At 48.4% G+C, this 24,407-nt stretch carries 22 protein-coding genes; 10 read left to right on the forward strand and 12 right to left on the reverse strand.

Annotated features, from left to right (window positions below; translation table 11 throughout):
* Positions 1-219: 219 nt before the first annotated feature.
* From HW560_RS06665 to HW560_RS06695, 7 genes are all read right to left on the reverse strand, one after another.
* A complete protein-coding gene (locus HW560_RS06665) occupies positions 220-792 on the reverse strand; it encodes an undecaprenyl-diphosphatase (protein WP_371129182.1) in 573 nt (190 codons plus the stop codon).
* Positions 793-1,334: 542 nt separating this feature from the next.
* The gene (locus HW560_RS06670; RefSeq protein ID WP_090903037.1) at positions 1,335-3,230 is read right to left on the reverse strand and encodes an FtsX-like permease family protein; all 1,896 of its coding nucleotides are present in this window, start codon (positions 3,228-3,230) and stop codon (positions 1,335-1,337) included.
* Positions 3,205-3,975, reverse strand: coding sequence for an ABC transporter ATP-binding protein (locus tag HW560_RS06675; protein ID WP_090903039.1), 771 nt, complete (start codon positions 3,973-3,975; stop codon positions 3,205-3,207). The genes HW560_RS06670 and HW560_RS06675 overlap by 26 nt, the downstream gene beginning before the upstream one ends.
* Before the next feature lie 96 nt (positions 3,976-4,071).
* Positions 4,072-5,073: a sensor histidine kinase gene (locus HW560_RS06680; RefSeq protein ID WP_090903041.1), complete on the reverse strand. Its 1,002-nt coding sequence runs from the start codon at positions 5,071-5,073 to the stop codon at positions 4,072-4,074.
* Entirely contained in the window at positions 5,070-5,783 is a 714-nt protein-coding gene (locus tag HW560_RS06685; protein WP_090903045.1) for a response regulator transcription factor, read from the reverse strand. Before HW560_RS06685 ends, HW560_RS06680 begins: the two co-directional genes overlap by 4 nt.
* 572 nt (positions 5,784-6,355) lie before the next feature.
* The gene (locus HW560_RS06690) at positions 6,356-7,201 is read right to left on the reverse strand and encodes an aldo/keto reductase (RefSeq protein ID WP_179262461.1); all 846 of its coding nucleotides are present in this window, start codon (positions 7,199-7,201) and stop codon (positions 6,356-6,358) included.
* Positions 7,202-7,402: 201 nt separating this feature from the next.
* Positions 7,403-8,602 (reverse strand): MFS transporter, encoded by a 1,200-nt coding sequence (locus HW560_RS06695; RefSeq protein ID WP_179262463.1) that lies wholly within the window; start codon positions 8,600-8,602, stop codon positions 7,403-7,405.
* A 163-nt stretch (positions 8,603-8,765) separates the two neighbouring features.
* Between HW560_RS06695 and HW560_RS06700 the strand changes: the two genes are divergently transcribed.
* The 3 genes from HW560_RS06700 (at position 8,766) to HW560_RS06710 (ending at position 10,394) form a co-directional block, all read left to right on the forward strand.
* Positions 8,766-9,161: a winged helix-turn-helix transcriptional regulator gene (locus HW560_RS06700; RefSeq protein WP_024629739.1), complete on the forward strand. Its 396-nt coding sequence runs from the start codon at positions 8,766-8,768 to the stop codon at positions 9,159-9,161.
* Positions 9,158-9,835, forward strand: a complete 678-nt coding sequence (locus HW560_RS06705; RefSeq protein ID WP_179262465.1) for a TIGR00266 family protein — start codon at positions 9,158-9,160, stop codon at positions 9,833-9,835. Before HW560_RS06700 ends, HW560_RS06705 begins: the two co-directional genes overlap by 4 nt.
* A gap of 97 nt (positions 9,836-9,932) precedes the next feature.
* Positions 9,933-10,394, forward strand: a complete 462-nt coding sequence (locus HW560_RS06710) for a MarR family winged helix-turn-helix transcriptional regulator (protein WP_177185818.1) — start codon at positions 9,933-9,935, stop codon at positions 10,392-10,394.
* A 96-nt stretch (positions 10,395-10,490) separates the two neighbouring features.
* Here the strand turns inward: HW560_RS06710 and HW560_RS06715 are convergent, their stop codons facing one another.
* A complete protein-coding gene (locus HW560_RS06715; RefSeq protein WP_179262467.1) occupies positions 10,491-11,465 on the reverse strand; it encodes an aldo/keto reductase in 975 nt (324 codons plus the stop codon).
* A gap of 110 nt (positions 11,466-11,575) precedes the next feature.
* Here HW560_RS06715 and HW560_RS06720 point away from each other — a divergent pair, with 110 nt between their 5' ends.
* Together HW560_RS06720 and HW560_RS06725 are read left to right on the forward strand one after the other, a co-directional pair.
* On the forward strand, positions 11,576-12,610 hold the full coding sequence (locus HW560_RS06720; RefSeq protein WP_306459231.1) for an LCP family protein: 1,035 nt from the start codon (positions 11,576-11,578) through the stop codon (positions 12,608-12,610).
* A 245-nt stretch (positions 12,611-12,855) separates the two neighbouring features.
* Positions 12,856-15,444, forward strand: coding sequence for a DUF2339 domain-containing protein (locus HW560_RS06725; RefSeq protein WP_179262469.1), 2,589 nt, complete (start codon positions 12,856-12,858; stop codon positions 15,442-15,444).
* A 392-nt stretch (positions 15,445-15,836) separates the two neighbouring features.
* On the opposite strand, the gene HW560_RS06730 is transcribed toward HW560_RS06725, so the two are convergent.
* On the reverse strand, positions 15,837-15,992 hold the full coding sequence (locus HW560_RS06730; protein ID WP_177185819.1) for a hypothetical protein: 156 nt from the start codon (positions 15,990-15,992) through the stop codon (positions 15,837-15,839).
* Positions 15,993-16,216: 224 nt separating this feature from the next.
* Between HW560_RS06730 and HW560_RS06735 the strand changes: the two genes are divergently transcribed.
* Together HW560_RS06735 and HW560_RS06740 are read left to right on the forward strand one after the other, a co-directional pair.
* Positions 16,217-16,888 carry an FHA domain-containing protein gene (locus HW560_RS06735; protein WP_090903061.1) on the forward strand — a complete coding sequence of 224 codons (672 nt, stop codon included), beginning with the start codon at positions 16,217-16,219 and terminating at the stop codon, positions 16,886-16,888.
* Positions 16,889-17,043: 155 nt separating this feature from the next.
* Positions 17,044-17,622 carry a class I SAM-dependent methyltransferase gene (locus tag HW560_RS06740; RefSeq protein ID WP_090903063.1) on the forward strand — a complete coding sequence of 193 codons (579 nt, stop codon included), beginning with the start codon at positions 17,044-17,046 and terminating at the stop codon, positions 17,620-17,622.
* A gap of 222 nt (positions 17,623-17,844) precedes the next feature.
* Here HW560_RS06740 and HW560_RS06745 read toward each other — a convergent pair whose 3' ends face one another.
* From HW560_RS06745 to HW560_RS06755, 3 genes are read right to left on the reverse strand one after another with little or no spacing between them, the layout of a single operon-like run.
* Positions 17,845-20,169 (reverse strand): carbohydrate-binding domain-containing protein, encoded by a 2,325-nt coding sequence (locus tag HW560_RS06745; RefSeq protein ID WP_179262471.1) that lies wholly within the window; start codon positions 20,167-20,169, stop codon positions 17,845-17,847.
* 26 nt (positions 20,170-20,195) lie between these two features.
* Positions 20,196-20,876 (reverse strand): DUF4956 domain-containing protein, encoded by a 681-nt coding sequence (locus HW560_RS06750; protein ID WP_076287340.1) that lies wholly within the window; start codon positions 20,874-20,876, stop codon positions 20,196-20,198.
* Complete coding sequence (locus HW560_RS06755) at positions 20,869-21,687, reverse strand: polyphosphate polymerase domain-containing protein (protein ID WP_090903617.1); 819 nt, start codon at positions 21,685-21,687, stop codon at positions 20,869-20,871. Before HW560_RS06755 ends, HW560_RS06750 begins: the two co-directional genes overlap by 8 nt.
* A 250-nt stretch (positions 21,688-21,937) precedes the next feature.
* On the opposite strand from HW560_RS06755, the gene HW560_RS06760 reads away from it, so the two are divergent.
* From HW560_RS06760 to HW560_RS06770, 3 genes are read left to right on the forward strand one after another with little or no spacing between them, the layout of a single operon-like run.
* Positions 21,938-22,615 (forward strand): response regulator transcription factor, encoded by a 678-nt coding sequence (locus HW560_RS06760; protein ID WP_179262473.1) that lies wholly within the window; start codon positions 21,938-21,940, stop codon positions 22,613-22,615.
* Positions 22,615-23,916: a sensor histidine kinase gene (locus HW560_RS06765; protein ID WP_179262475.1), complete on the forward strand. Its 1,302-nt coding sequence runs from the start codon at positions 22,615-22,617 to the stop codon at positions 23,914-23,916. Before HW560_RS06760 ends, HW560_RS06765 begins: the two co-directional genes overlap by 1 nt.
* 45 nt (positions 23,917-23,961) lie before the next feature.
* Positions 23,962-24,285 (forward strand): hypothetical protein, encoded by a 324-nt coding sequence (locus HW560_RS06770; RefSeq protein WP_090903618.1) that lies wholly within the window; start codon positions 23,962-23,964, stop codon positions 24,283-24,285.
* Positions 24,286-24,407: the final 122 nt, after the last annotated feature.

The following is a 24,407-nucleotide window of genomic DNA, read 5'->3' on the forward strand; positions in this document are numbered from 1 at the left end:
CACTAAAGATAATATCTGCTTATTTCTCCTTAGTTGGTTCGGCCTGAATAACAAGAAGAAATACAACATAATTGACTTTGTGCTGCGCTCCTTAGTGTACGGAAATCGGTGAGTTTACTGGATTTAATTACACAGTGTACATTTTGCGCATTTTTGTTTAAGACCAGATACATAGCAATTGTTTCGACATATCGTAACAAACCTGGTACTGGCGGGAATTTACATACTACCAGACTTACGTTGGACAGGTAATACGCGCTGTTCCACTTTTTCATATAAAGCCAGAAACCGCCTGATAATCCCGAGCTTTGGTGCCAACCAATAGATGAATAAAGCTGAAATGATGCCAATCAACGCTCCCACTGCGATATCTATTGGATAATGAACTCCAACCCAAACGCGGGAGACAGCACCACAGCAAGCAAGCGCCAGCCAGAGCCACCCACCCTTTCTCCGGACAAGCCAGAAGGAGACAGAGATGGAAAAAAACAAAATCGTATGATCGCTTGGAAAAGAATTATCTATATCATGGTTTAGGAGTTTGTTGACATGTGGCAATACCGCGAACGGCTGATAATGTTCATAAAACTTGCCTGCCAATTTACCGATGATCTCTGCCAGAACAAAAGCAAGCCCTGCCTGGATAACCATCATCCGATTCCGGCTGCTGCGGGTGAACCAATAAACAAGCATTGCTAACGCTAGTACATACAGCATATATTCCGCCACAAAGACAGCAGCGGGATTCAGAAAAGTAAACTGTTTGCCCAGATCGTTAATCGTCCGAAACATATCAATATCCCATTGAAACAAAATCCCACCTCCACCTGAATTTCCAACTTACAATGGAGAACTCCAACCAGCCTACCTCAGTGATTATCCATTTTTTTCGAAGTAGGCTATTGTTGCCACTAGTCCTAACGGCAGCAGCATAAAGCGACACATAGGAATAGAACGAAGGGATTGCAGGAACTCCGCAATCAAATGCACGACTGACCATGGAAAAATCGCTTTATAGTCATAGTTTGCCAATGCTATATTCCCATCTTGATCACAACTGTAAAAATAATGGTTTGCACGCAGTTAGTTTTTTGCACATGTTTGTAATAAACATCGTCGGGGCCGACAATAGAAGCAGCTAACTTCACCCAACGTAATGCTGATTCATGGCTGTTAGATGACGCCTCATGACGCAATCCCGAAAAACAGAAACATTAGCATTACGATAATACGTTTACAGGACGTCCTCTATCAGCAGTTTGCTATACTCTTCTGTCTCTTTGCACGAACAGGTCGTACAAATCGTCCACTTGTAACCGTTCTTTAATACGAGATTATCCGGTTCCACCGGACCGAAGTTGCCGCAAATAGCCGCTGCGGATAACCAGGAAGTACACGATTTGAATGATCGCGAATGCACTCAACACGATTATCGACTCTTTGATGAGCGAAAAATTGAACATGCCCTGCAGTGCCGTCAGTGCCACTGCACCGTGAATGAGCGCGATGGCAATCGGCAGGAAGAACAGAATAGCCATCTGGCGAGTGACGATCTTCGACAGCTCACGGCTGGTCAGCCCGAGCTTCATGATTGAAGCGTACTTCGCCTTGTCATCATCCAGATCCGTGTACAGTCGGAAATAGAGGAAGCTGCCGGACGCCACAAAGAACACCACGCCAATGAAAAACCCAACGAACATCACTGCGCTATAGCTCTGAAGCAACTGCTTGATGTGGAACGCCAGTGAGAAGAAGCTACCATTCTTGGAATGGCCAATCTCACCGTCCAGCTGCTGGCCGACTGCTTCTGTCGCCTCCCAGTCACTGACCGCGAACACATAGTAGCCCTCGGACGATTGCGGCTCCGGCAGCTGCTCGTAGCGGTCATCATTCAAGACATAGTACTTGTTGTACTTCGACATGTACTCCGACATTAAGAAGGAGGCGCTCTGTGTGATCAACAGTGGTTTCCCGCCGCCTTCCACTGCCAGCTCCTGCTCGTCGAAGGATTCGCCTCTTCCGTCTATTGAGTTGTACTGGACGATAGCCGCTTCGTTCGCCCCTAGTTTCAACTTCTGATCCCCGGCGACAACGGCAAATGTGTTGTACATTGTCTCGCTGACGATCATTACCGTTTCGTTGCTCTCGGCTCGTTTGTAAGAGCGCAGCTCGGCCTGCAGCTTCTTGAAGGGAATTCCCTCCTCGAAAAGTTTATGTTCGATCACATCCACCGCCGAGGCGGCCTGTTCCGGAGAGTTCCCCGCATACGAGATATATTCAAAGGCGAACGGTTTTTCAATCGACTCAGTAAGGATCGTTTTGAACCCGACTAGGGCACCGATTGCTGAGAAAGCGACAGTCGACAGGATCGTCACAAGGAAAAAAGTGCGAGCATTGTCCTTCATCCGATAAGCAAGATCGTTGAAAAACAACAAGTTCGTTCTTCGCCAGAATAGCCTCCGGTTGTGCTTCAAGCCGCGGATCGTATATACGCTTAATTGAGTGAACAAAAAGTACGTCCCGACGACGACCGCCGCTGTCACTGGCAGCAATGCATACACGACCATCAAGCCTTCGACGACCAGTGACACACCATATCCACAACCGATCAGTGCGAGCGACGCGAGTGACAGCCAGATCGAAGCGCGGGGCTCAGGCCGGGGCTTGGTGGATCCTTTGAGCAGGTCGATCAGCTTGTTGCCGCGAAAGAACAGCACCGTGAACAGCGAGATGCCTAGAAAAAGCAGCATGAACGCGGCAAAGGTCAGACCAAGCGCTCGGTACGGCATGTAGAAGGGGAGTTCTTCCTCCATCCCAATCAGCGACTCCGCCGCAAGCAACAATATCTTGGATAGCACCAGCCCGGACGCGACGCCAGTCAGCGTGGCGCCGAAGCCAATCACAATATTTTCGATAAATACGAGCCGCCGGAGCTGCATATTGGTGATGCCGAACATGACCAGCAATCCGAACTCCCGGCTGCGCGACTTGATAAAAGCGCTCATCGAATAAAGGACAAAGAAGAATGAGAATAGGTAGATGAGCATCTGCGCCACAAGTAATCCGATCGTTACCGGACTGCCGATTTCTCTCGTTGCCAGCCCCGGATGAAAGGCGAAAACGCCAAAGACGAAAAATACCATCACCGCAAATGCGCTGCTGAGAAAATACGCTATGTAAAGGCGTTTGTTGCGCATGACGTTATTAAACGCGAATTGTTGAAAGGTCATGCGCATTCCCTCCAAGCAGTGACAGCACATCGATGATTTTTTGGAAGAACGCCTGCTGGCTGTCCCCGCGGTGAATCTCGTTGTACAGTTCACCGTCCTTGATGAACAGCACACGGTGACAGTAGCTGGCTGCCAGCGCGTCATGCGTGACAAGCAGCATCGTCGCCCCGTCCGCCCGGTTGATCGCCGTCAGCGTCTCCATAACGTCCCGAGATGATTTGGAGTCGAGGTTACCTGTCGGTTCATCAGCCAGCAGCAGCTTCGGCTCGTGAATGATCGCCCGGGCGATGGCCGTCCTCTGCGCCTGTCCACCGGATACTTCATAGGGCCACTTGTCCAGAATGGAGGCGATCCCAAGCCTGTCAGCTATTCTATGAGCCTTCTCTTCCATCGTGCGCACCTTCTCACCTTCCAGCGTCAGCGGCAGCACGATATTTTCTAAAATTGTCAGAGTGTTAAGCAGATTGTAGTCTTGAAAAATAAATCCAAGCTGTTGTCGGCGGAACCGGGCGAGCGCGTTGTGGCCCAATTGGTGTGGGTCCTGGCCGTCGATGAGCACTTCACCGGAAGTCGGATTGTCGATCGTCGCGATCAACTGTAGTAGCGTCGTCTTGCCGCTGCCCGATGGCCCCATAATGCCGACAAACTCGCCCTTCTCGACGCTGAACGATATATCGTCGAGTGCCCGGTGCACAACCTGGCCGCTGTAAATCTTGCCCAGATGAGTTGTTCGCAGAAGTTCCATATCCTCGCTCCTTCATGTAGCTGTTGATTTCTTGTTCTCCACCTCAAGTATATGGCGGGCTCGCCGAGCAACCAATCGACGAAGATTACATTTAGCTTACATCGATGTAAGCTTGACCGCAGTCAGGAAATAAACCCGCACCCGGGTGCCAACGTCAACGGTAGAATCGATCTCCAGCTCGTGGCCCAGCCGGTTGCAAACTTCTTGCGCCAGATGCAGCCCCATTCCCGTCGACTCCCTGAACTTGCGACCGCTCTCACCAGTGTAGAACGGCCGAGTCACCCGCTTTAAGTCGGCTAGAGGAATTCCGATGCCTTCGTCTGCCACCTCCAGCACTGTCTTCGCGCCTTGCCGCCAGGCGCGAATGGCGACGGTCCGGCCGCAGCCAGCAGAGTATTTGATCGCGTTCGACAGCAATTGGGTCAACACGAACCCGATCCACTTCTCGTCGGTCGGCACCGTCAGTTCGTCGTCCATTTGAACTTGAGGGTATAGATTATTGACAATGAACAGCCGCTTGTGTTCATTCACCGTTTTTCGCACAACACGCTTAAGTGGCACATGCGCCGCTTGGAAATCCTCCTCAAACGTCTCCAGCCGGGTCGCGTGCAGCACTGTCTCTAGCCCCCACTGGATTCGGTCTGCTTCGTCGCGGATGTCGACCTGCCGCCGGTCGCTCTCGTTTTCGGTTAGCAGGTGGATAACCGAAAGCGGCGTTTTCATCTGGTGGACCCATTGGGTAATGAATGTCGAATGCTCACGGCGTCGCCGCTCCATCTCTGTGATACGAGTCATGTACAGTGCATACTGCGCCTGCAGCAGTTGGTCGACTGCCTGTGCGAAGGGGGCACTGCTGCCGGAACCAGCCGCCGACTTATCCAGCTCGTTTAGCGGCTCCGCAAGACGAACGTACATCTTGCGATGGCTGATATAGCGCCACCCGGTATAAGCTAGCAAGGTAACCATGCCAAGAAATATCGAATAGAGGGCGGTGTACACGTTGCGATAACCGTCAAGCCAGTAGACCGCCACAACCAGCGTCAGCTGAACAAGATGCATGACAAACAGGGGCCAATGCTCGCGAATCAGCAGCTTCATTTGGGTTCACCCAATTCTTCGTCCGTTTCCAGCACTAGCTTGTATCCGGACCCGCGCACCGTCTCGATGCTGCCCGCAACCGCGATCTCCTGAAGTTTCTTGCGGACACGCGCGATATTCACGTTCAGTGTGTTCTCGTCCACGAACTGCTGGTCGTCCCACAGCCTATCCAGCAGCGCTTCGCGGGTAACGACCAGCGGGTAGCGCAGAAGCAGCAGGTCCAGCAGATCCGCCTCCTTGCGCGCTAATGCGACACTCGCGCCCCGCCACTTCAGCTCCAACCGCTCCGGATAGAGGGCGAGCCCGCCTCGCTCGACCATTTTTTCCCGCGCATCCCCTGCATATTCGCCGTACACCCGCCGCAACTGGCTGCGTACCTTGGCAATGACCAACTCATGGTGAAACGGCTTGGTCATATAGTCATCGGCTCCGTACTCCAGCGCCATTACCTGATCCATATCGCCTGAGCGGGCGCTGATGAAGATGATCGGACAGGTGGACACTTTGCGGATCTGCCGGCACCAGTAATACCCGTCGTAACTCGGCAGATTGACATCCAGCAGTACAAGATGGGGCTCATAATGTTGGAACTGCGCCATTATATCTTCAAAATCGTGCGCGTACTGCGCTGTTAAGTTGTACTTTTCCAGACAAGCCTGTAAAAGCGAAGCCAAATTCGGATCGTCCTCCACAATCCATATGCGATACATTGCAACTCTCCTCCTCTGCGTCATCGTGTTCATAAGAAGCGCAGCCTGTTTGCTCCACTTGCCCCTGGCGCGGCATACCCGCTCGCAGCCGAGGTAGTGAATGAGGCGACTGTCTCTATATTAACATAAACATAATTGTTGATAATCGTTACAAGCCCATCGAACGTAAGGGATACGAGAACTAACATCATTCGCTATAATGGATATAATCTACAGACGTTAACCTTAAGAATTTGGAAGGCGAGGCAGCTAAGATTCAGCAGATCGTAATAAATGGTGAAACGAGACCTTCAAATGGGGCAATGTAATAATTCCTTCCTTTTATCCTCAATTATCGGTCGTTGATTTGGATGCAGATGGGCAAGATGAAGCTGTCATTGTTCTGATCCAAGGCAAAGGGAGTGGAGTACATGATTCGAAAGTGCATGTGCTTAGAACAGACTTTATAGAAATATCGGCTTTGATGTGAATCCACGTCAAAAAACCTCCAATTCTCATACGTAATGAGAGTTGGAGGTTTTACCTACTTATTTTTGCTGTAAATCAACCCTGAATCATGTGGAAAACTTCAATTAGAAATCAAAGTTGTCCGGGTCAGGTCCTACGCGAACATCTTCGTTCAGGGCGCTAATACGCTCCATATCATCAGTGGACAATTCAAAGTCGAAGATGGAAGAGTTCTCAACGATACGTTTCTCCTTGGTAGACTTCGGAATCGTGATAACACCGTTCTGCAAGTCCCAGCGGAGGATGATTTGTGCTACCGATTTACCTTTCGCAGTGGCAATCTCGGTCAGGACTGGGTTGTCCAGAAGTTGACCCTGCATCAGCGGGGACCAAGCTTCCAATTGAATTCCGTTTTTCTCACAGAATGCTTTAAGCGGGGCCTGAGTCAGACGAGGGTGGTACTCCACCTGATTGATCACTGGTTTCACTTCGGCATCCTCCATCAGATCTTCAAGGTGATGAATCTGGAAGTTACTTACGCCAATGGCTTTAATGCGGCCTGCTTTGTACAGCTCCTCCATCGCTTTCCATGCCCCTTTGTACTTGCCTGCTTTTGGCCAGTGAATCAAATACAGGTCCAGGTATTCCAGTCCAAGTTTGTTCAGCGTTGTCTCATATGCCGCAAGCGTTTCTTCATATCCGAGATCTGCGTTCCACACTTTGGATGTAATGAACAGATCTTCACGTTTCAGATTATTTTCCTTCAAAGCCTCTGCGATCGCTTGGCCTACTCCGGATTCGTTGCCATATATAGCGGCTGTATCAATACTGCGGTACCCGTGAGCAATAGCCTGTTTAACGGCCTCAATTAATTCTGCTCCTTCTTCTACCTTAAATACGCCCAGTCCGAACCAAGGCATATGAACGCCATTATTTAAAGCTACTGTAGATTGTAAATGTTTTGCTGTCATGTGAAGTCCTCCTCATATTATGAATCAAAATAATAGGTAGTTGTACAACGATAAATCCTAGTATCCTTCATTAAGTCATAGTAGATTAAATTCGAATTAACGTATTATACTAGATTGAAATATTAGGCGAAACCGGTTCCGAGTTGTGGCTTCAATGCTGGAAAGACCCATGTTTAGCCTGATGCTCTGACTGAACCTGTTTTATGTCTCTGATGGAGAGTAGGGATCTTTACGATCCAGCGCTCTTGCCCAGCCAGTCAGAAGCACAGCAGCCAGAACCATAATTGCACCAACCCATGTGGTATGAATCAGACCGATGGAGTCCGTAATTACACCGCCTAAATATGCACCAATTGCGATACCTGCGTTAAAGGCTGCGATGTTAAAGGCGGAGGCGACGTCTTTGGCCTGTGGAGCATAACGTTCTGCGAGCGTCACGACGTACATCTGAAGGCCTGGCACATTCATGAAGGCAAGCAGGCCCATGCCGAGTATGGTGAGTAATGCTGCCAGCTTAAAGGGAACTGTGAAATACAGTATGCCCAGAATGACGGTCTGAATGATAAACATATAGAAGAGTGCTCGGAGCGGATTGCGGTTGGCCGCTTTCCCTCCAATAATATTACCGATAGCAATGGCGATCCCGTACAGCAGCAGAATTCCCGCGACCGTTTTCTCGGAATATCCGCTGATATCGTGCAATAGTGGGGACAGGTAAGTGAACACCACAAACGTTCCCCCATATCCCACAGCTGTAATGGCAAAAGCCAGCAACAACCGTACGCCTGTGACCAGCTTCAGTTGTTCACGGAATGCAGTTCGCGTTCCGCGCTGCAACGTGGATGGCACGAGAAGCATGTTGCCGATAAAGGCCACAACACCTACGACAACGATAAGAATGAAAGCTGCGCGCCAGCCCAAGTTTTGACCGATGAGGGTACCCAGGGGTACACCGGTGACTGTCGCAATGGTCAGGCCAGAGAACATGATGGCAATGGCGCTCGCCCGACGGTTTGCAGGAACCAGGTCTGCCGCAATGGTAGAACCAATGGACATGAATACGCCGTGTGCCAGAGCGGAGATGATTCGTGCTATGAGCAGCATGGTAATTCCACTTGAGAGCGCCGCCATGGTGTTACCAGCGATAAAAACAACCATAATGGCAAGCAGCAGCGTCTTGCGTGACACCGTTGACGTCAATGAGGTCAGTATCGGTGCCCCGAAGGTTACGCCTAATGCATATAAAGTAACGGTCAGTCCCGCTGTCGTTACGGAAATGCCCAGGTCATCTGCAATAAGGGGCAGCAGACCAACGCTGATAAATTCAGTGGTGCCGATGGCAAACGCACTGATTGCCAGCGCCAGCAATGCCCAGGTACTGCGTTTTGAATCATGTAACATGTCTTGTTCAACTCCCCAGAATGTAGATTTACGTACCGGCAAATGCTATTATGAGTTATTCGACATAAAATGAATAGTACGTACTTTTTAGTACCCTACGTACTTTTTAGTGCCTATATAGCCATTGCTTTTATGAATAACAATCCCAGGGAGGACATGCAGCATGATCAGAAAGAAATATAATATTTCAGTTGAAGCGACGCTTGAAGTCATCGGCGGCAAGTGGAAATGTGTCATTCTCTGCCATCTGACACACGGGAAGAAACGGACGAGTGATCTCAAGCGTATTATGCCCGCAATTACGCAGAAAATGTTAACCCAGCAGCTAAGGGAGCTTGAAGATGACGGGATCGTGAACCGCATTGTGTATAATCAGGTACCTCCCAAGGTGGAGTACGAACTGAGTGAATATGGCCGAAGTTTGGAACCGATCCTGAATGCCCTATGTAACTGGGGAGATCAGCACATTATTAAGGAATACGGAGACAAATCCTCAGTCTTGGAGGATAATGGGTTAAACGACTTTAACACGGACAACAAGGAGCTGATGAAGCCATGAACTATGAAATTCTATACGATGGTGCATTTGCGATGCTTAAGGTGCAGTTGCAACGGGGAGAACGGTTCAAGGCAGAAAGTGGGGCCATGGTATCCATGACACCAACCGTTGAATTGAAGGGCTCTTCTGAAGGCGGCATGTTTGCCGGATTCGGACGAATGATCAGCGGCGAGAAATTCTTTTTTCAGGAATTGACGGCTGCAGGGGGATCTGCGGAGATTCTGTTGTCACCCTCCAGCATGGGGGATGTGGAGGCGATTGAACTGGATGGTTCCTATTCGCTCTACGTACAGAAAGATGGATTCCTGGCCGGAACGGAAGGCATCCAGGTGAATACCAAAATGCAAAACCTGAAGAAAGGTCTCTTCTCGGGCGAGGGATTCTTTATTATAGAGATCAGTGGTCGAGGAACGGTGTTTCTATCATCCTATGGTGCAATCCATGCGATCCATCTGGCTGCGGGTGAAGAAGTGATCGTGGATAATGCCCACTTGGTTGCATGGCCCAATTATATGGATTATCGCATTGAGAAAGCTTCACAAGGCTGGTTATCCAGCGTGACCAGTGGAGAAGGATTAGTATGCCGATTCCGTGGTGAAGGGACAGTCCTGATTCAGAGCCGTAATCCGCATGGATTTGGTCAATGGGTCAAGCAATTTATTCCTTCACGCTAATTGTTTCCCTGAAAATGTACAACGTTGAAACGCATGCGTTCCGACAAGCGTTATAAGATAAGATGAAGCTCAAGGTGTAATGATGGAGGTATATGAGATGGAAAGCTCACGGTATAAAAATGCTCAGGAAAGTCCGGGATATCTGCTATGGCAGGTAACTACGATGTGGCAAAGGGAAATACGGAGGGTGCTCGAACCTCTGGAATTAACACAACCCCAATTTGTATTATTGCATGCTTGTGTGTGGCTCAATGAACGCGATACAGAGGGTAAGGGAGTAACCCAGGTCCAGCTTGCGCAATTTGCCAATGTGGATGTTAACGTTACTTCTCAAGTGCTCCGTGCTCTTGAAAAGAGAGAGCTAATAACTCGCAAGCGTCATCTTACCGATACCCGTGCGAATATTATTACAACAACGCCGGAAGGAACCCGCTTGGCCCTTGAAGGTATTCATCTAGTTGAAACTGCGGACAAGGTGTTCTTTGATGTGTTAAGTGATCGTAAGGACGAATACATGGAAATCATGCAGGAATTTATTCGATATAAAACAGATGTTTAATTCAATAAAAAGATTTTTTCTATGCTTTATTAGACTACAGTGTGTAGTGAAGTTATACCTCCCGGACTTTTTAGCCGGGAGGTTATTTCTGTTGCTTCAATCAATCCGATAAGTCGCAAATGGCTTACCATGGCGGAAAGAGTCGCTAAGTTGGTCGAGCTCGGCAATCATATCATTGGTTAGTTTCATGTCCAGGCTAGCCAGATTATGCTCCAGCTGTTCCGTACTTGTTGCCCCAACGATAACTGTCGAAACAGCAGGGCGTTCCAGCAGCCATGCAAGCGACAGGACGCTTGGGGAGCAGCCATACGCCGATGCCTTTTCACTGACCTGCTCACCCAGTTGAATGTTGTGTTCAAGGAGGAAACGATTGAAGGCCGGATCGGTATCCGCTCTGGAACCGGAAGGTACGCCAGCTTCGCCATTGTATTTGCCTGTCAGAATGCCACCAGCCAGCGGGAAATACGGGATGATGCCGACACCTTGATCAAGGCACATCGGCACGAGTTCAAGTTCAGGTGTGCGATCAGCCAGAGAGTAGCTGGTTTGGGTCGAGATATAACGTACATATTCTTTCAGCTCGCTGGTACCAAGAGCTTTCATCAGCTCCCAGGCTGCATAGTTGGAAGCTCCGATATAGCGGACTTTGCCGGAAGTGACCATATCGTCTAATGTGCGCAGCGTCTCATCCAGCGGTGTGTGCGGATCAAAGGTATGGATCTGATACAGATCCACATAGTCCGTTTGCAGACGCCGCAGGCTATGTTCAAGCTCTTGCTGCAAATGATAGCGGGATGAACCGCGCCCATTGGGACCCTCATGCCGGGGAAGTCCGGCTTTGGTAGCAAGCACAGCGTTTTCCCGTCTGCCTGCCAGGGCTTGTCCGATAATCCGTTCCGATTCTGTTCCGGCGTAGATGTTGGCGGTATCGATAAAATTAATTCCCTGATCCAGTGCCGCATGAATAATGCGGATAGAAGTCGGCTCGTCCGCCCGTTTACCAAAGGCATTGGTGCCGAGTCCAAGTGCGGAAACCCGCAGACCGCTATTCCCCAAACGTCGATATTCCATCGTTCATCGCTCCTTCTCTGTCATTTCTTGTATAGCAGATTATAACGTAATCTATTGAAAACGTGTTATTAATATAGTTAAATGATTCTAAGACCGTTATTAAAGGAGATATGATGGAGAACAATGCTGCACATTTAACCCGACGGAAGCCGAAGAAGCCGAAGAAGAGATGGAAGAAGCCTCTAATTATCATCCTGAGCACACTCATTGTGCTGGGAGGAGTCGGATTTATCTATCAAAAACAACTCGTCCTGCTGGCATTTAACCTGTTTGCCTCGGGTACTGTAAAGGAAGCCCTTGATGAATCCTTCAAGCCGGTTGGCGATAAGGATGCACCCGTTGTAGAACATACCGATCCATTCTCGCTGTTGCTGCTAGGGATTGACCAACGGGATAACGAACCTAGTCGTTCGGATACGATCATCTATTCTGTCGTTCGTCCGGAAGAAAATAAAGTGTTGCTGCTGTCGATTCCGCGTGACTCCTATACCGATATTATCGGCCGGGATGTGAAATCGAAGATTAATTCTGCGTATGCGCATGGTGAAGCCAAGATGGCGATGGATACCGTAGAACATCTGTTGGAAAACAAAGTCGATTTCTATGCCGCAATTAATTTTAACGGACTCAAGGATATTGTTGATGCGGTTGGCGGTGTTGAATTGCCAATTAAGAAAAATATTGAGAACAAATTGAAAACGCATGAGAAGCTGTTTGTTGAAGCCAACAAACCGATCTACAGCGGAGAGGAAGCGCTGGGCTATGTACGTTACCGGGAAGATTCCGATTTCAATCGGACGATGCGGCACCGTCTTTTTCTAAGTGCCTTCATGAATCGTGCGCTTGAGGTCAAAAATCTCACCAAGATCCCGGACGTTATCCAGATCGCTGGATCGAATTTTACAACCAACATGAACTCGGATTTCATTATGAAATTTGCCGAGTCTCTATATATGAAAGACAACGCACCAACAATCAGCAATTACATGCTGAAGGGTGAGGGCGCAACGCGTAGCGGCACATGGTACTATGATTTGTCAGAGAGTGATCTGCAATATGTGCGAACCCTGCTTGCCAACTGGCTGGACCCGGATACCACCGAAATTATGGAGCCGGAGACGGCGGATACGAAAGATCCGGCGTAAGTATCCGAGGCTCAGTAAGATGACCGGAAGTTGTATACGTGTGCAGAATGACTATATCAATGAATGAGAGTCCTGGGAGCTGATGCTTCCCGGGCTTTTTGTTATGTAAGCATTTTGTATAAATCCCATAACGACTTCCAATCCACAGAGAACGGTAAATGATTCTATTCCTTAAACCCCATTTTATGGCATACATATAGTAAAATATAGGGAATGAATTCAACATCAACCAACGGAGGAAGCTCATGAAAGAGTTCAAGGATCGGCTTCACCAGGTTCAGGAGCAGCAGAAGCAGCTGGTAAAGGAGTACAATGCCCTGCTTCAGGAGTATCAATCAGATGATCTGATCGTGCAGAATGAACAACTGCGTGCGCAATATGAAGCGCATCAACTCAAGCTGCAACAGCTTGAAGTACGCACACGCAAAATGGAAGAAGAGAATGCCCGTCTTCGCATGGCTCTGTCCGAACAGATGCTGGATGAGAAATTGAATCTCATTCGTGTATCCCAGGAGAAGATGGAGACGTATTTCCGAGGAAAGACGAGTGTACATAATGATCGGCTCGCAGCGCATGAACATCGCACCAAAGTGAATTTAAATGCGATATTCAACAGGGCTTCAGAGGAACTTCAGGGCGACGCCAATGAGATGAAGGAGAGAATTGCTTATCTGGCTGCTGAGGTGCAGGAACGAATTGAGGCGCATAGACAGACCTTGTGGGAGAGAGAAGAGGCGCTACGTGGCCAGTTGCAACAAGGATATGAGCATATGGCGGAGGAAGGTTTAAGCGAAGAGACCATTCAGCGGCGCATTCGCCAGAACCGGATGGAGATGAAAATTGGTCTAAGCTGGATCAATAAGGTCGCCATCCTGCTCATTATTCTTGGCGTTGGAGCGGCGTTTCGCTACTCATACGCGACCTGGTTCAACGATGAGATGAAAGGCGGCGCTTTTTTCCTGCTTGGTGTGCTCATGCTTGCCGGGGGTGAATGGCTGTTCCGGCGCAAACGTCAAACGTTCGCGATGGGGCTGCTGGGAGGCGGGATTTCCGTGCTGTTTGGCTCGATCTTCTACAGTTACTTTTTACTGCATATGATCGGGTTATATACGGGACTTGCCTTGTCGATATTGGTTTCGGCCTTATCCGTGCTGTTATCGTTGAGGTATCAGTCCAGGACCATCTGCTCACTTGGTTTGGTTGGAGGGTATCTACCGTTAATCTCCTATATGGCCTATTTCGGTCTTCAAGGTTCGGCTGTGTATGTTGCCATGATCTATCTGTTGCTCTTAAACGGAATTATTGTATTAATTTCATTTGGCAAACGGTGGCCGATTGTGCATTATATCAGTTTTTTGTTCAACACACCGTCCATGCTCATCCTGTTATGGCTCTCACCAAGTGAGAAGATCGGCATGTTGTATTCCATTGTGACATTTGCATTATATCTCGGCATCACCCTGGCGTACCCCTTCAAACATCGGGTGAAGTTGACCTGGTTGGACTTCGCACTGCTGGCCATGAATACGAGCATCAGCTGTCTGATGTTGTATGTATTGTTCGATGCAGCGGGCTGGAATGACGCACAGGGCTTGCTTGCTCTGATTTTTGCTCTGGTCTATTTCGGGCTCGCCCGTTTTATCCAGCAGAGGATGCCTCAGGAAAAGCAGACCCTTCTATTGTTCTACGTGACTTCCCTGACCTTTGCCATTCTGATTATACCGTTCCAGTTTGGTGCGAAGTGGCTGTCTATGGGCTGGCTGATCGAAGGAGTTCTGCTGGTTACGCTCGGACATCTCAAGCGGTTCAAGTTGGTGGAACTTGCCGGATGGGGAATCGTGCTTCTGTGCATGTTTACCTTTGTGTACTATGACGTGCTGGTGCTGTTCATCATGGGGGAGCAATCCTATTTCATGTTAAAATACTCCTGCATCACGCTTGGTGCGCTGCTTATTACGCTCTATTATGCCTTGGATCGGAAGGGCTCCCTATCCGGGGAGAAATATCATTATAGCCAGACAGAGCTTGGCTTTTTGAATGCGTTCAAGTACGTCACACTCGCCAATCTGTGGTTATATGTGCTGTATGAATCGAATGAATTGTATATGAAAGCCGTCGATGACTCATTTCTGTTATACCTGTTCTACAAATGGCTGATGTTCGCTGCGCTGACTATTGCCATGGCCTATGGATTGGGTAAAGTGAGGCTTTTGCGTGATCGGATCGTGCAGGGTTATATCGTCTTCCTGCATGCGGTGGGCTGTTGTATTGCACTGGCAGTAACGTTATCCATGCCGGCACTTCAGCCGGATGTTCAGCAGCACACAGCGGCTGAAGTCGTAGGTTTACTCGTATTAATCATCTTTAATGTGGGCGTGTTCTTTGCAGGAAGGGATCTGCTGATCACGGCAATCCGCGGGCAGTTCAAGAGCGTTGAATGGTATCCGGTGATCGCAGGGGTCTATCTGCTGGGTGTCATCACCGTGTTCATGACGGTCCAGTTCCAATGGGGAGATGTAGGGCTGATGTTCAGCCTAATCTATCTGCTGCTTGCTATCCTGTACATTGCCTATGGGTTCCGCAGAAAATATGTAATGATTCGGCGCCTAGGTCTGGGACTGACGTTGTTTTCCACCGGGAAAATGGTGTTCTATGATGTGGGATTGCTTACATCCGGTAGCAAGATCATTGCCTATTTCAGCTTTGGCGTACTGCTGCTTGGAATTTCTTATCTGTATCAGAAGGTGTCGAGCCGGATGGAGGAAATTCAGGCTAGAGAGGCCGAGCAGTCTAATGAATCTGATCTGCCGGAGGATGAAAAGAACCAATTTTAGGATAGTTGATACAGCATTCACAATCTTTGGGGAGGGATATAACATGGGATTTGATCTGAGTATCATGTTATGGCAATTATTATGGATTGCTGGCCCTGTAGCGCTCATTGTCTATGGGTGGAGGAAACTTGGTATCAGGAAAAAGCGGCGCTAAGGGCATAAAATGCCGTTGCAACATCGCTTTTGACAAAATTTCATTATCGGATGCACTGATCGGTATCCATATGTAAAAATACATTAAAATGAGGCTCTTGAGCGCTGGTTGTTAGCGTCCAGGGGCCTTATTCTTATGACCGGATTATGATCTGATCCTCAGTCAGGATGGGATTACCCAGCATAAGATGACATTCGTGAAACGTTTTTTCTGTTGATCACGTTATAATAGAGTATACTTACCGCTGGGTATTCAGTTGCAACCATGAAGTTTCGGTTGTGGTTGTACCTTTCAGTGATTCTCCGCGATCATCATTGATGCGGGAGAGCACCGTTAAGGTAATGGACAGAGTGAAGGCGAGCAGCACATATATGAAAATGTTTTTTTTGTTCATGATGAGGGACCTCTCTTGTTGATTGGGCTAAGGTATGCATACGACCGTTATGAGAAAAAAGGCACAACGTCTGGTATAGTAGAGAAAAGCATATGACGATGCCTGTATACACTATATAAATTGTTATGGATGCAAACAATGGAACAAATCTGATGAATTTATCATTATTTATGAACGAAAGCGCTCATAGAGATAGAGTGATATTTTGAAGGTGGGAGAATAACATGCGGGAGACGGCAAAAATCGTCATTCGTACGCCAGGGCAGGAAAGTGACGGTTCGTTTGCTTATGTCAGCCAGGGGCGTTCCATTACAGTGGGGCGTTATACGGGTGGAGATGAATTGGACTTGTCTGTCTACAATCAGTTGATATCGAAGCGGCATTGCCGCATTCATTATGATGCTCAGTATCAGCTGTGGATTGAGGACTTGGATAGTAAAAATGGAACGGAATTGAACGGGCAGCGCCTCGTTCCTTATGAGAAATACCCGTTTGCCGAAGGAGACAGCCTGACGCTGGTCAACGGTTTGATTCAGCTTCGCGTAGAAGGGGATCTCGAAGAAACGAGAGAATATCGGATATCTGACCTGCTGGGCGAGGGTGTGCGTTTGCAGGATCACCTGCAAACCGTGCAGATTGGAGAAGTGGAGATTCCACTGTCCAAGAAGGAGTACCAACTGTTCAAGCTGCTGTACAGCCAGTTGGATCACTTTGTGACACGGGAGCAGATTGTCGGCCAGGTGTGGCCGGAGCGAAGCATGCTGGAGAGTGAGCCGGTGGGCATTGACGAGATTAACTCGCTGATCTACCGGACGAATCGCAAGCTGGGCGTACATTTTACAATCAAGTCGGTGTACAAAAAGGGCGTTTACATGAAGTCCCATGTGCCGGATTGAATGAATTGAACGAGTTACGCTATGGATTGGGATGAAGCCTAAATAGAATAAGAAGAAGGAAGCTTCTGCCGGGTTTTTTGGACCTGGGGAAGCTTCTTTTGTTATGATGAAGGTGCAAATACCGCCTCTTAATTAAACTCCAAAGGGTTGAGGTTATGTTCATAGTTCAACTACTACCATGGCTGATTGCTGTGGTGACACTTATATCTGTAATATCCATCGTGCTGGTCAGTTGGAAAAATGGAATCTCACCGATGCCGACTTCCGGCATCGTCAGGCAGACAGTCATTCAGGAGGTCAACCGCATTCCCGGTTACGGTGACGTTATTGAAGCAGGCTCCGGGTGGGGAACGCTGGCACTGGACGTGGTGAGGCAATGCCCAGGCAAAAGATTAACGGGTATTGAGAATTCAATTGTTCCCTTATGGACCTCCCAACTGATTGCTTTTTTAAGTGTCCGTTTCCGGCGAACGAAGGGGAAACGCCACTCTCTGGAGGGGCGGCTGCGATTCATCCGTGGCAACATCTATACCAGTTCATATGAACACGCAGATTGCGTCATCTGTTATTTATTCCCTGGAGCGATGAATCGGCTAGTCGACAAATTCAATCGGGAGCTGCCTCCGGGAGCGAAGGTGATTAGCGTCTGTTTTGCATTGCCAGGCAAGATACCGCTACGGACGATTACATGCCGGGATACGCTGCGTACCAAGGTGTATGTATATACGTTTTGAGCGCTAACGAACCTACAAAATCGGCCCAATCGACGAAATAACGTCACTGTGATTCGTTAGATTTCAGACCTGGGCAAATCGAATCGAATAGCGTGTACCAGGTGGTTCTTTAGAATAAACTAACAAAAACAAGGGGTGTCCTCCGTCATATTCATGACGTATGGGACATCCCTTGTTATTAAATCACCTTTATTTGTTGGCTCTTATGGCCTGAGTCTTCACTTACTTCGTGGTATCCGTAGTGCCCGTTGTACCTGTGGTATCGGTTGTTGTACCCGATTCTGTTCTGTTTCTACCGCCTCCGAATCCACCTTGGCCACGGCCTCCGCCTGGACCACCCATACCCGAGTTGGCAGTTGTAACACCAGATTCGTTCACCCAAGTTACATTGCTTGTGGATTGGAAGGCAACCACTTTGGTTCCGCCACTATACGTTCCGTCTGTATAGAGTCCATCCACTGCTTTACCAGTCGATGATCCGCCGGAGTAAATCACATAAGAACCGTCTTTTTTCAGATCCGGGGAGCTGACAACCACCGTTTGATAATCTTTTGCTGGAGCAAAGGTCAGAATGTTGTTTCCTTCGCTATCTTCCACATGTACCAGTGTTCCTGCTTTTTGCGTTTCAGGGAACGTCATGGCAATGGTATTTTGAGTCGATGCTTCAGATGTTGCCTGAGCCATGCCGGAGCTTCCCGCAGCGACCAGATATCCGCCGCTCAATTCGAAGTTGCCGTCATAGTCCAGTGCTCCGTTGCCATTATCTGTTGGACCGTTCACAATGACGGTTCCGTCTGTCATATAGATGGAGCCGTTCGAATCCAGTCCGTCGCCGCCTGCATTGACGGTGAGAGAGCCGCCGTTGATATGAAGCTCACTGTTGCTGGCAGATTCACCCGGCATACCACCTGGCCCACCGCCTTGTGGGCGAGTATTGCTATTCGTGTCTGTACTTTGATTGGACTGATCCGTAGTAGATGTTATGCCAGTCGTCTCTGTAACAGAAGTGTTGGAGACTGCAGTTGTATCGGTATTGGCTGCTTTAGTACCGTCCTCTGCAGTGGCTGCCGCATTCGCATCAGCGTCAGTTGCAGTTATTTCTCCGGAAGCATTCACGCCATCATCTGATGCAGTCACATCCACATTCCCATCGTTCAAGGTGATGATTGCACCTTCAAGACCTTCATAGCTCTTGGCAATGGTGATCGTTCCACCGTTAATGGTGAGCGCCTGATCTGCATGAATCCCGTCATCCCCGGATTCAATGCTGAACTTGCCGTCATTGACGATTACATTGTTGTTGCTGTGCAGGGAATCATCCATGGAATTGATCGTATACGTACCGCCATTGACGGTAAGATCTGCTCCTGCTTTAAGTGCTTTGGCACTCGTTGTTTCTTCTTCTGCAGCCGTTGTGCTTGTGTCTGCATCTGCTATGGAATCAGTAGGTGCTGTTGCATTGGTAGAGCTGGATGGTGCTGCGCCTGCTGCGTTCGTTCCATTATTGCTCGGCATATCAGCAGGTGGTTCCCCATCCGGTGGTGTGCCCATATCGGTTGGAGGTGTACCGCCACCCCATCCGCCGCCACCGCCGCCAAATGGTCCTTCTTCTACTTTTTCTGGTGCATTGGCACTGCCGCCTCCGGTTACGATGTTAAATGTGCCGCCATCCGTAACCAATGCGGTTTCCGCTTGAATGCCGTCGCTGCCGCTCTGGATGTTGAATGTACCTCCAGCAATGGCCACGAAGCCTTTGGTCGTATCCGTATCGTTTGTAGATTTGATGCCGTCACCTTCTGAATCAATGGTAATGGTCCCGGCTTGAATCGCCACCATATCTTTACCTTTGATGCCGTCATCGGCGGATTTGACGTTAATTGTGCCACTGACGATTTTCAGATCATCCTTGCTCGTAATACCTTCATTGTAGTTACCCGTAACTGTCAGCTTGCCTGTACCATTGAACGTCAGGTCTGCCTTGCTGAAGATGGCTGCATCCGGCTCATCCGTTGTATCGTCGGCGTATACGTAAGTTTTGCCATCCGAGACAGCATTCTCGGTTCCTTCCTCCAGCGTAATAATGGCTTTGCCTGCTTTCTGGATATAGATAGCTGCACTGTCGTTATCATTGATGGTTGCCCCGTTTAATACGAGATGTACGGTGCCCTTATCTGCCACATTAACTACAATCTGTCCGTCGGTCAGCTTGCCGCTAAGTACATAGGTACCCGCTGCGGAGACGGTTACCGATCCGTTTGCTGCTTTTGCGCCCGAACCTGTGATGGAAGCGGTCGTCCCGTTCAGCTTAATCGTTGTGGAGTCTGCTGCACTCCAGCTCACGTTGGTATCGTCTTCATCCATCGTGACCAGATCGGCATACTTTACAGAGGTTTGTTCACTGACGGATACGGTTTTGGTAGTCCCTGTCGTTGAAACTGCGGCGTTTGCAGTAGTGCTAGTGGCTGCCGGAGCGCTGCAAGCCGTAACCATGGCCGTAATCATCGCGACGGACCATAGTTTGCTCCCAGTTATGATTTTCTTTTTCATAGTATATCGTTCCCTTCGGATTCAATTTAGTATTCTGGTGTTGGACTCATCGTTAACGAGATATCTAGATTTCCGTTTCGTGTACGAATCGCATCCAAGAATTCCTTCTGGCTTACACTTTCGTGAATGGTAACACTGTAGACAAGCTCGTACAGACTGCCGAGTTCGGTGGTTCTGATTTTTTTGAGATCAAAAGGTACGTTAAATTTATGGAACACTTCGTTCAGTGCTTCTTCGTAGCTCAAGTTTTCCGGAATGGTTACTTTCAGCGTTTTTTGCTGGGCTTTCTTCCCTCCGAAGTTGAAGCGGCTCAGGACAAACATCAGTACACACAGGATAATGGTGAACATTACAGCATAACCGAATGCGCCTACACCGCAGGCAAGACCGGAAGCCATGGTGAACAGAACATAAGCAATGTCTTTCGGGTCACCAGGCGCACTTCTGAATCGGATGATGGAGAAGGCACCCGCGAGGCTGAATGCACGGGCAATGTTGCTGCCGATCAGAAGAATGATGATGGCTACGATGACAGGCAAGACGACCATAGTTAGTGTAAAGCTTTGGGAATATGTGCTCTGATTTGTCTTCATGTATGTCAGGCTGATGATGACCCCCATGATGATGGCAAGTCCAATCGTTAGAATCGCATTACTAAAAGTTAGGGTGGTGTCTGTTAAAGCTGAGCTGAAAATGGAATCAAGCATATACTACACGCTCTCTTTCTGTGATTGTTTTTTCTTGTTCTATGGATGGGTTGAAATCGGTACCCGGCAGCAATTCTCGTTCAGTCTGGTAGTTCAGGTTGGTGGTTCTGGCCAGATGTCTGTACTCATTGCCGTATTTCGAGAATCCGGTGCGATATAGGCCGTGTTCGGATAACAGTTGGGAGAGCCACATCGGAACGGTTTTCTCGGCTTTGACTTCCATCAGCCAGCGTCCATCTTTCACCAGTGGTTCACCGTAATCCCCTTGCTCCAGCTTCAGATCGTATCTGCGACTGCGGATGTTGGTATCAAAAGTGATGCGGAGATCGCGGCTGTTCTTGTCGAACAGCGCCTTGCGTTCATAAGCCAGATACACTTTTGGTTCCAGATCGTACAGCCGGAGGAAGTACTTGATCTCTTCCACAACCTGTTTGTTCATGTAATCTGCGAGATTAGGCGCCTTGCCTGTCTGAACGAATTCGTAGGCTTCATCCAGCTTCAGGGCAGTTCGGCGTTTGTTTACCAGGCCAAATACTTTCTTTTTGATCTCCAGATATACCTTCGCATTCTCTTCAGGAACTCCGTATGCCCGCAGCCTAAGCTTCTCCTTGTATTTGGGTTTGGAGAGACTGGCGCGGATCAGGGAATCCTGCGGAGTGTCGAAGTACAGATTGCTGATGGAGTAGAACTCGTGTTTCTTGTTGTAAGCGTCCAGCTCCATATACTTCAGCAGATCGGTGTAGAAGTTCTCGTATTGCTCATCTGTCAGTAGATACTTGCTCTCATATCGGTTGAATACTTCAATTGCCATTGGGTTCAGTCCTTTCATCCATGTTTTGTATGTTTTGTTGCATCGTGTATTGCTTCCATGTCTGTATCTTAGAGCGTCAACCTTGAATGAATCTTAAATGATTTTACATTCCGTTGATCTTTTTTTACCTTCCTTTAATAGTTCTCCAAAAATAATGAATTAAGATTGGTTCAAGGTTCCGTTGATACAATCGCTGGTATAATAGATTGACTTATATCGAAACCAATTCATGCAGAGGAATGAAGAACCGATGAGAATACTGATTGCGGAAGATGAGGTTCATTTGGCGGAAGCCGTGTCACAAATATTAAAGAAAAACAATTACTCTGTAGACATGGTGCATGACGGGAGATCGGGTCTGGATTATGCGCTGAGCGGAATCTATGATCTGTTGCTGCTGGACATCATGATGCCGGAAATGGACGGGATTACCATGCTGAAGAAACTGCGCAGCGAAGGCAATCATACGCCTGTCATTCTGCTCACAGCCAAAGGAGAAATTTCAGACAAAGTGACCGGGCTGGATTATGGAGCCGATGATTATATAGCAAAGCCCTTTGCCACGGAGGAATTGCTCGCACGGATTCGGGCAGCCCTGAGAAGGAAGGGAGAAGTCGTTCCGGAGGATGGACTGAAGTTCGGTGACATTGAACTGAACACCACGCAGCTGAAGCTGAGTGTTCAGGGCAAGGAGATCAAGCTGAATCTGAAGGAAAATGAACTGCTGGAGCTGCTAATCACGCGTAAACAGGCCATTACTTCCAAAGAGCAGATTATTGAGAAGCTGTGGGGTTTCGATTCGGAAGTGGAGTATAACAATGTGGAGGTGTACATCTCGTTTTTACGCAAAAAGTTAACCTTCCTGAACTCCGCGGTTCGCATCAATACGATTCGGGGTGTGGGGTACGTACTTGAGGTGACGTCCTGATGTTCAAGAAACTTAGAAACCGATTTCTGATCGTGAACCTGGTGTCCATCTCGTTTATGATGTTGGTTGCCTTTGCCACGATCTACATCATTACGTATCAGAATGTACAGCGGGAAACCAACATGGAGCTGTTCAAAGTGTCGGATTTCTATCATGGTCCGTACAACTCCAGCAAGATGCCGCGCGGTGATGACAGGGATTCAGTGCCAGGATCTCAGCCATCCGATTCCAGTGCCAATGGAGCGTCGGGGAGTGATCCGAATTCACCGCCAGGACGCTCGGTATCGTTCATGGTCAAGACGGATAGTGAGTGGGAAATCACCGATGCGCACTCCAGGTTTGATATGGATGACACGTTCTATACTGAAGCTTTGCAAAAGGTGAATAAAGTCGACGATGTGGATCGGAAGACCGGACAGTTTACACTGAATGGAACGGACTGGGCTTATGTGATCGACCCGAGCAGCACAGGGCACATGATTGTGTTTATCGATGTGACGGCCCAACAGGGCATTCTTACGAATCTGATTTATACTTTTGCCGTCGTGGGTTTGATCATGCTGATCGTCATCTACTTCCTGAGCCGCTATTTCGCCAATCGTTCCATTACCCCGGTCAAGGAAGCCTTTGAGAAGCAAAAGCAGTTCATAGCCGATGCTTCACATGAGTTGAAAACGCCGCTGGCGATCATCAATACCAACACGGATGTGCTTCTCGCGAACCGGGAGGATACGATTGAGAATCAGGCCAAGTGGCTGCATTACATCAAGTCGGAGACGGAACGCATGTCGGGACTGACGAATGATCTGTTATATCTGACTCAAATTGACGATTCAAGATCCTCGATGATTCATACCAAGTTCAATATGAGCGATGCGGTGGAGACGATCATTTTGACGATGGAAGCTGTGATTTTCGAGAAAAATATATCCTTGGACTACAGCATTGAACCGCAGCTCATGGTCCATGGCAACAGCGAACAGATCAAGCAGGTCATTCTGATTCTGCTCGACAATGCCGTGAAATACTCCAGAGCCAAAGGCTCGGTCAACGTATCGTTGAAGAAACAGAACAATGACGTTTTGCTGGCCGTTTCCAACACGGGAGAGGGCATTGCGCCTGAGAATCTGGACCGGATCTTCGATCGCTTCTATCGCACGGATGCCTCCAGAGCACGGAAAAATGGTGGACATGGATTGGGTCTTGCGATTGCAAGGTCGATTGTGGAACAGCACAAAGGTGAGATTTACGCCCGCAGTGTGGTAGGGGAAGGTGCAACATTTTACGTTCGTTTATCTTAGGGATAAGGAATAATGCATGTCTGTTCTGGGTTAACCTATGCTACAATGGCAACAGAACGTAAGAATCAAGGAGCTGACTTTAACGTGACTGAAACAAATTCAATCAATGAACAGGAAATGAAGGCATATATTGCAGAGAAGACGAAGGCAAGCGAAGCGAATATCGCTCTTGTCCTGAAGCATGAGCAGGCGTACATCAACAAGGCGCATGAAAATGCCAAAGGCGACGTGGATATCGACGGTGACGATCTGGCCGACTATATTCTGAGCCGTAAAGATGTGAAGCTGGATGAGCTGACCGTTGAAAGCATTCTGGATGCTGAAATGGACTATTTGATGGAAAAAGGGCTCGCAGGCTACGTGGATTAATTTAAATCAATAAATTGAAAAAATGACCTCAGCCTCCACGTTATTGTGGAATTTGAGGTCATTTTGGATTGTGCCTTGGAAATTACCTTTTAAACCGCCAGCCTCCGTTGGGCTGGTCTCAT

Source organism: Paenibacillus sp. E222, assembly GCF_013401555.1.
Lineage (GTDB): Bacteria > Bacillota > Bacilli > Paenibacillales > Paenibacillaceae > Paenibacillus.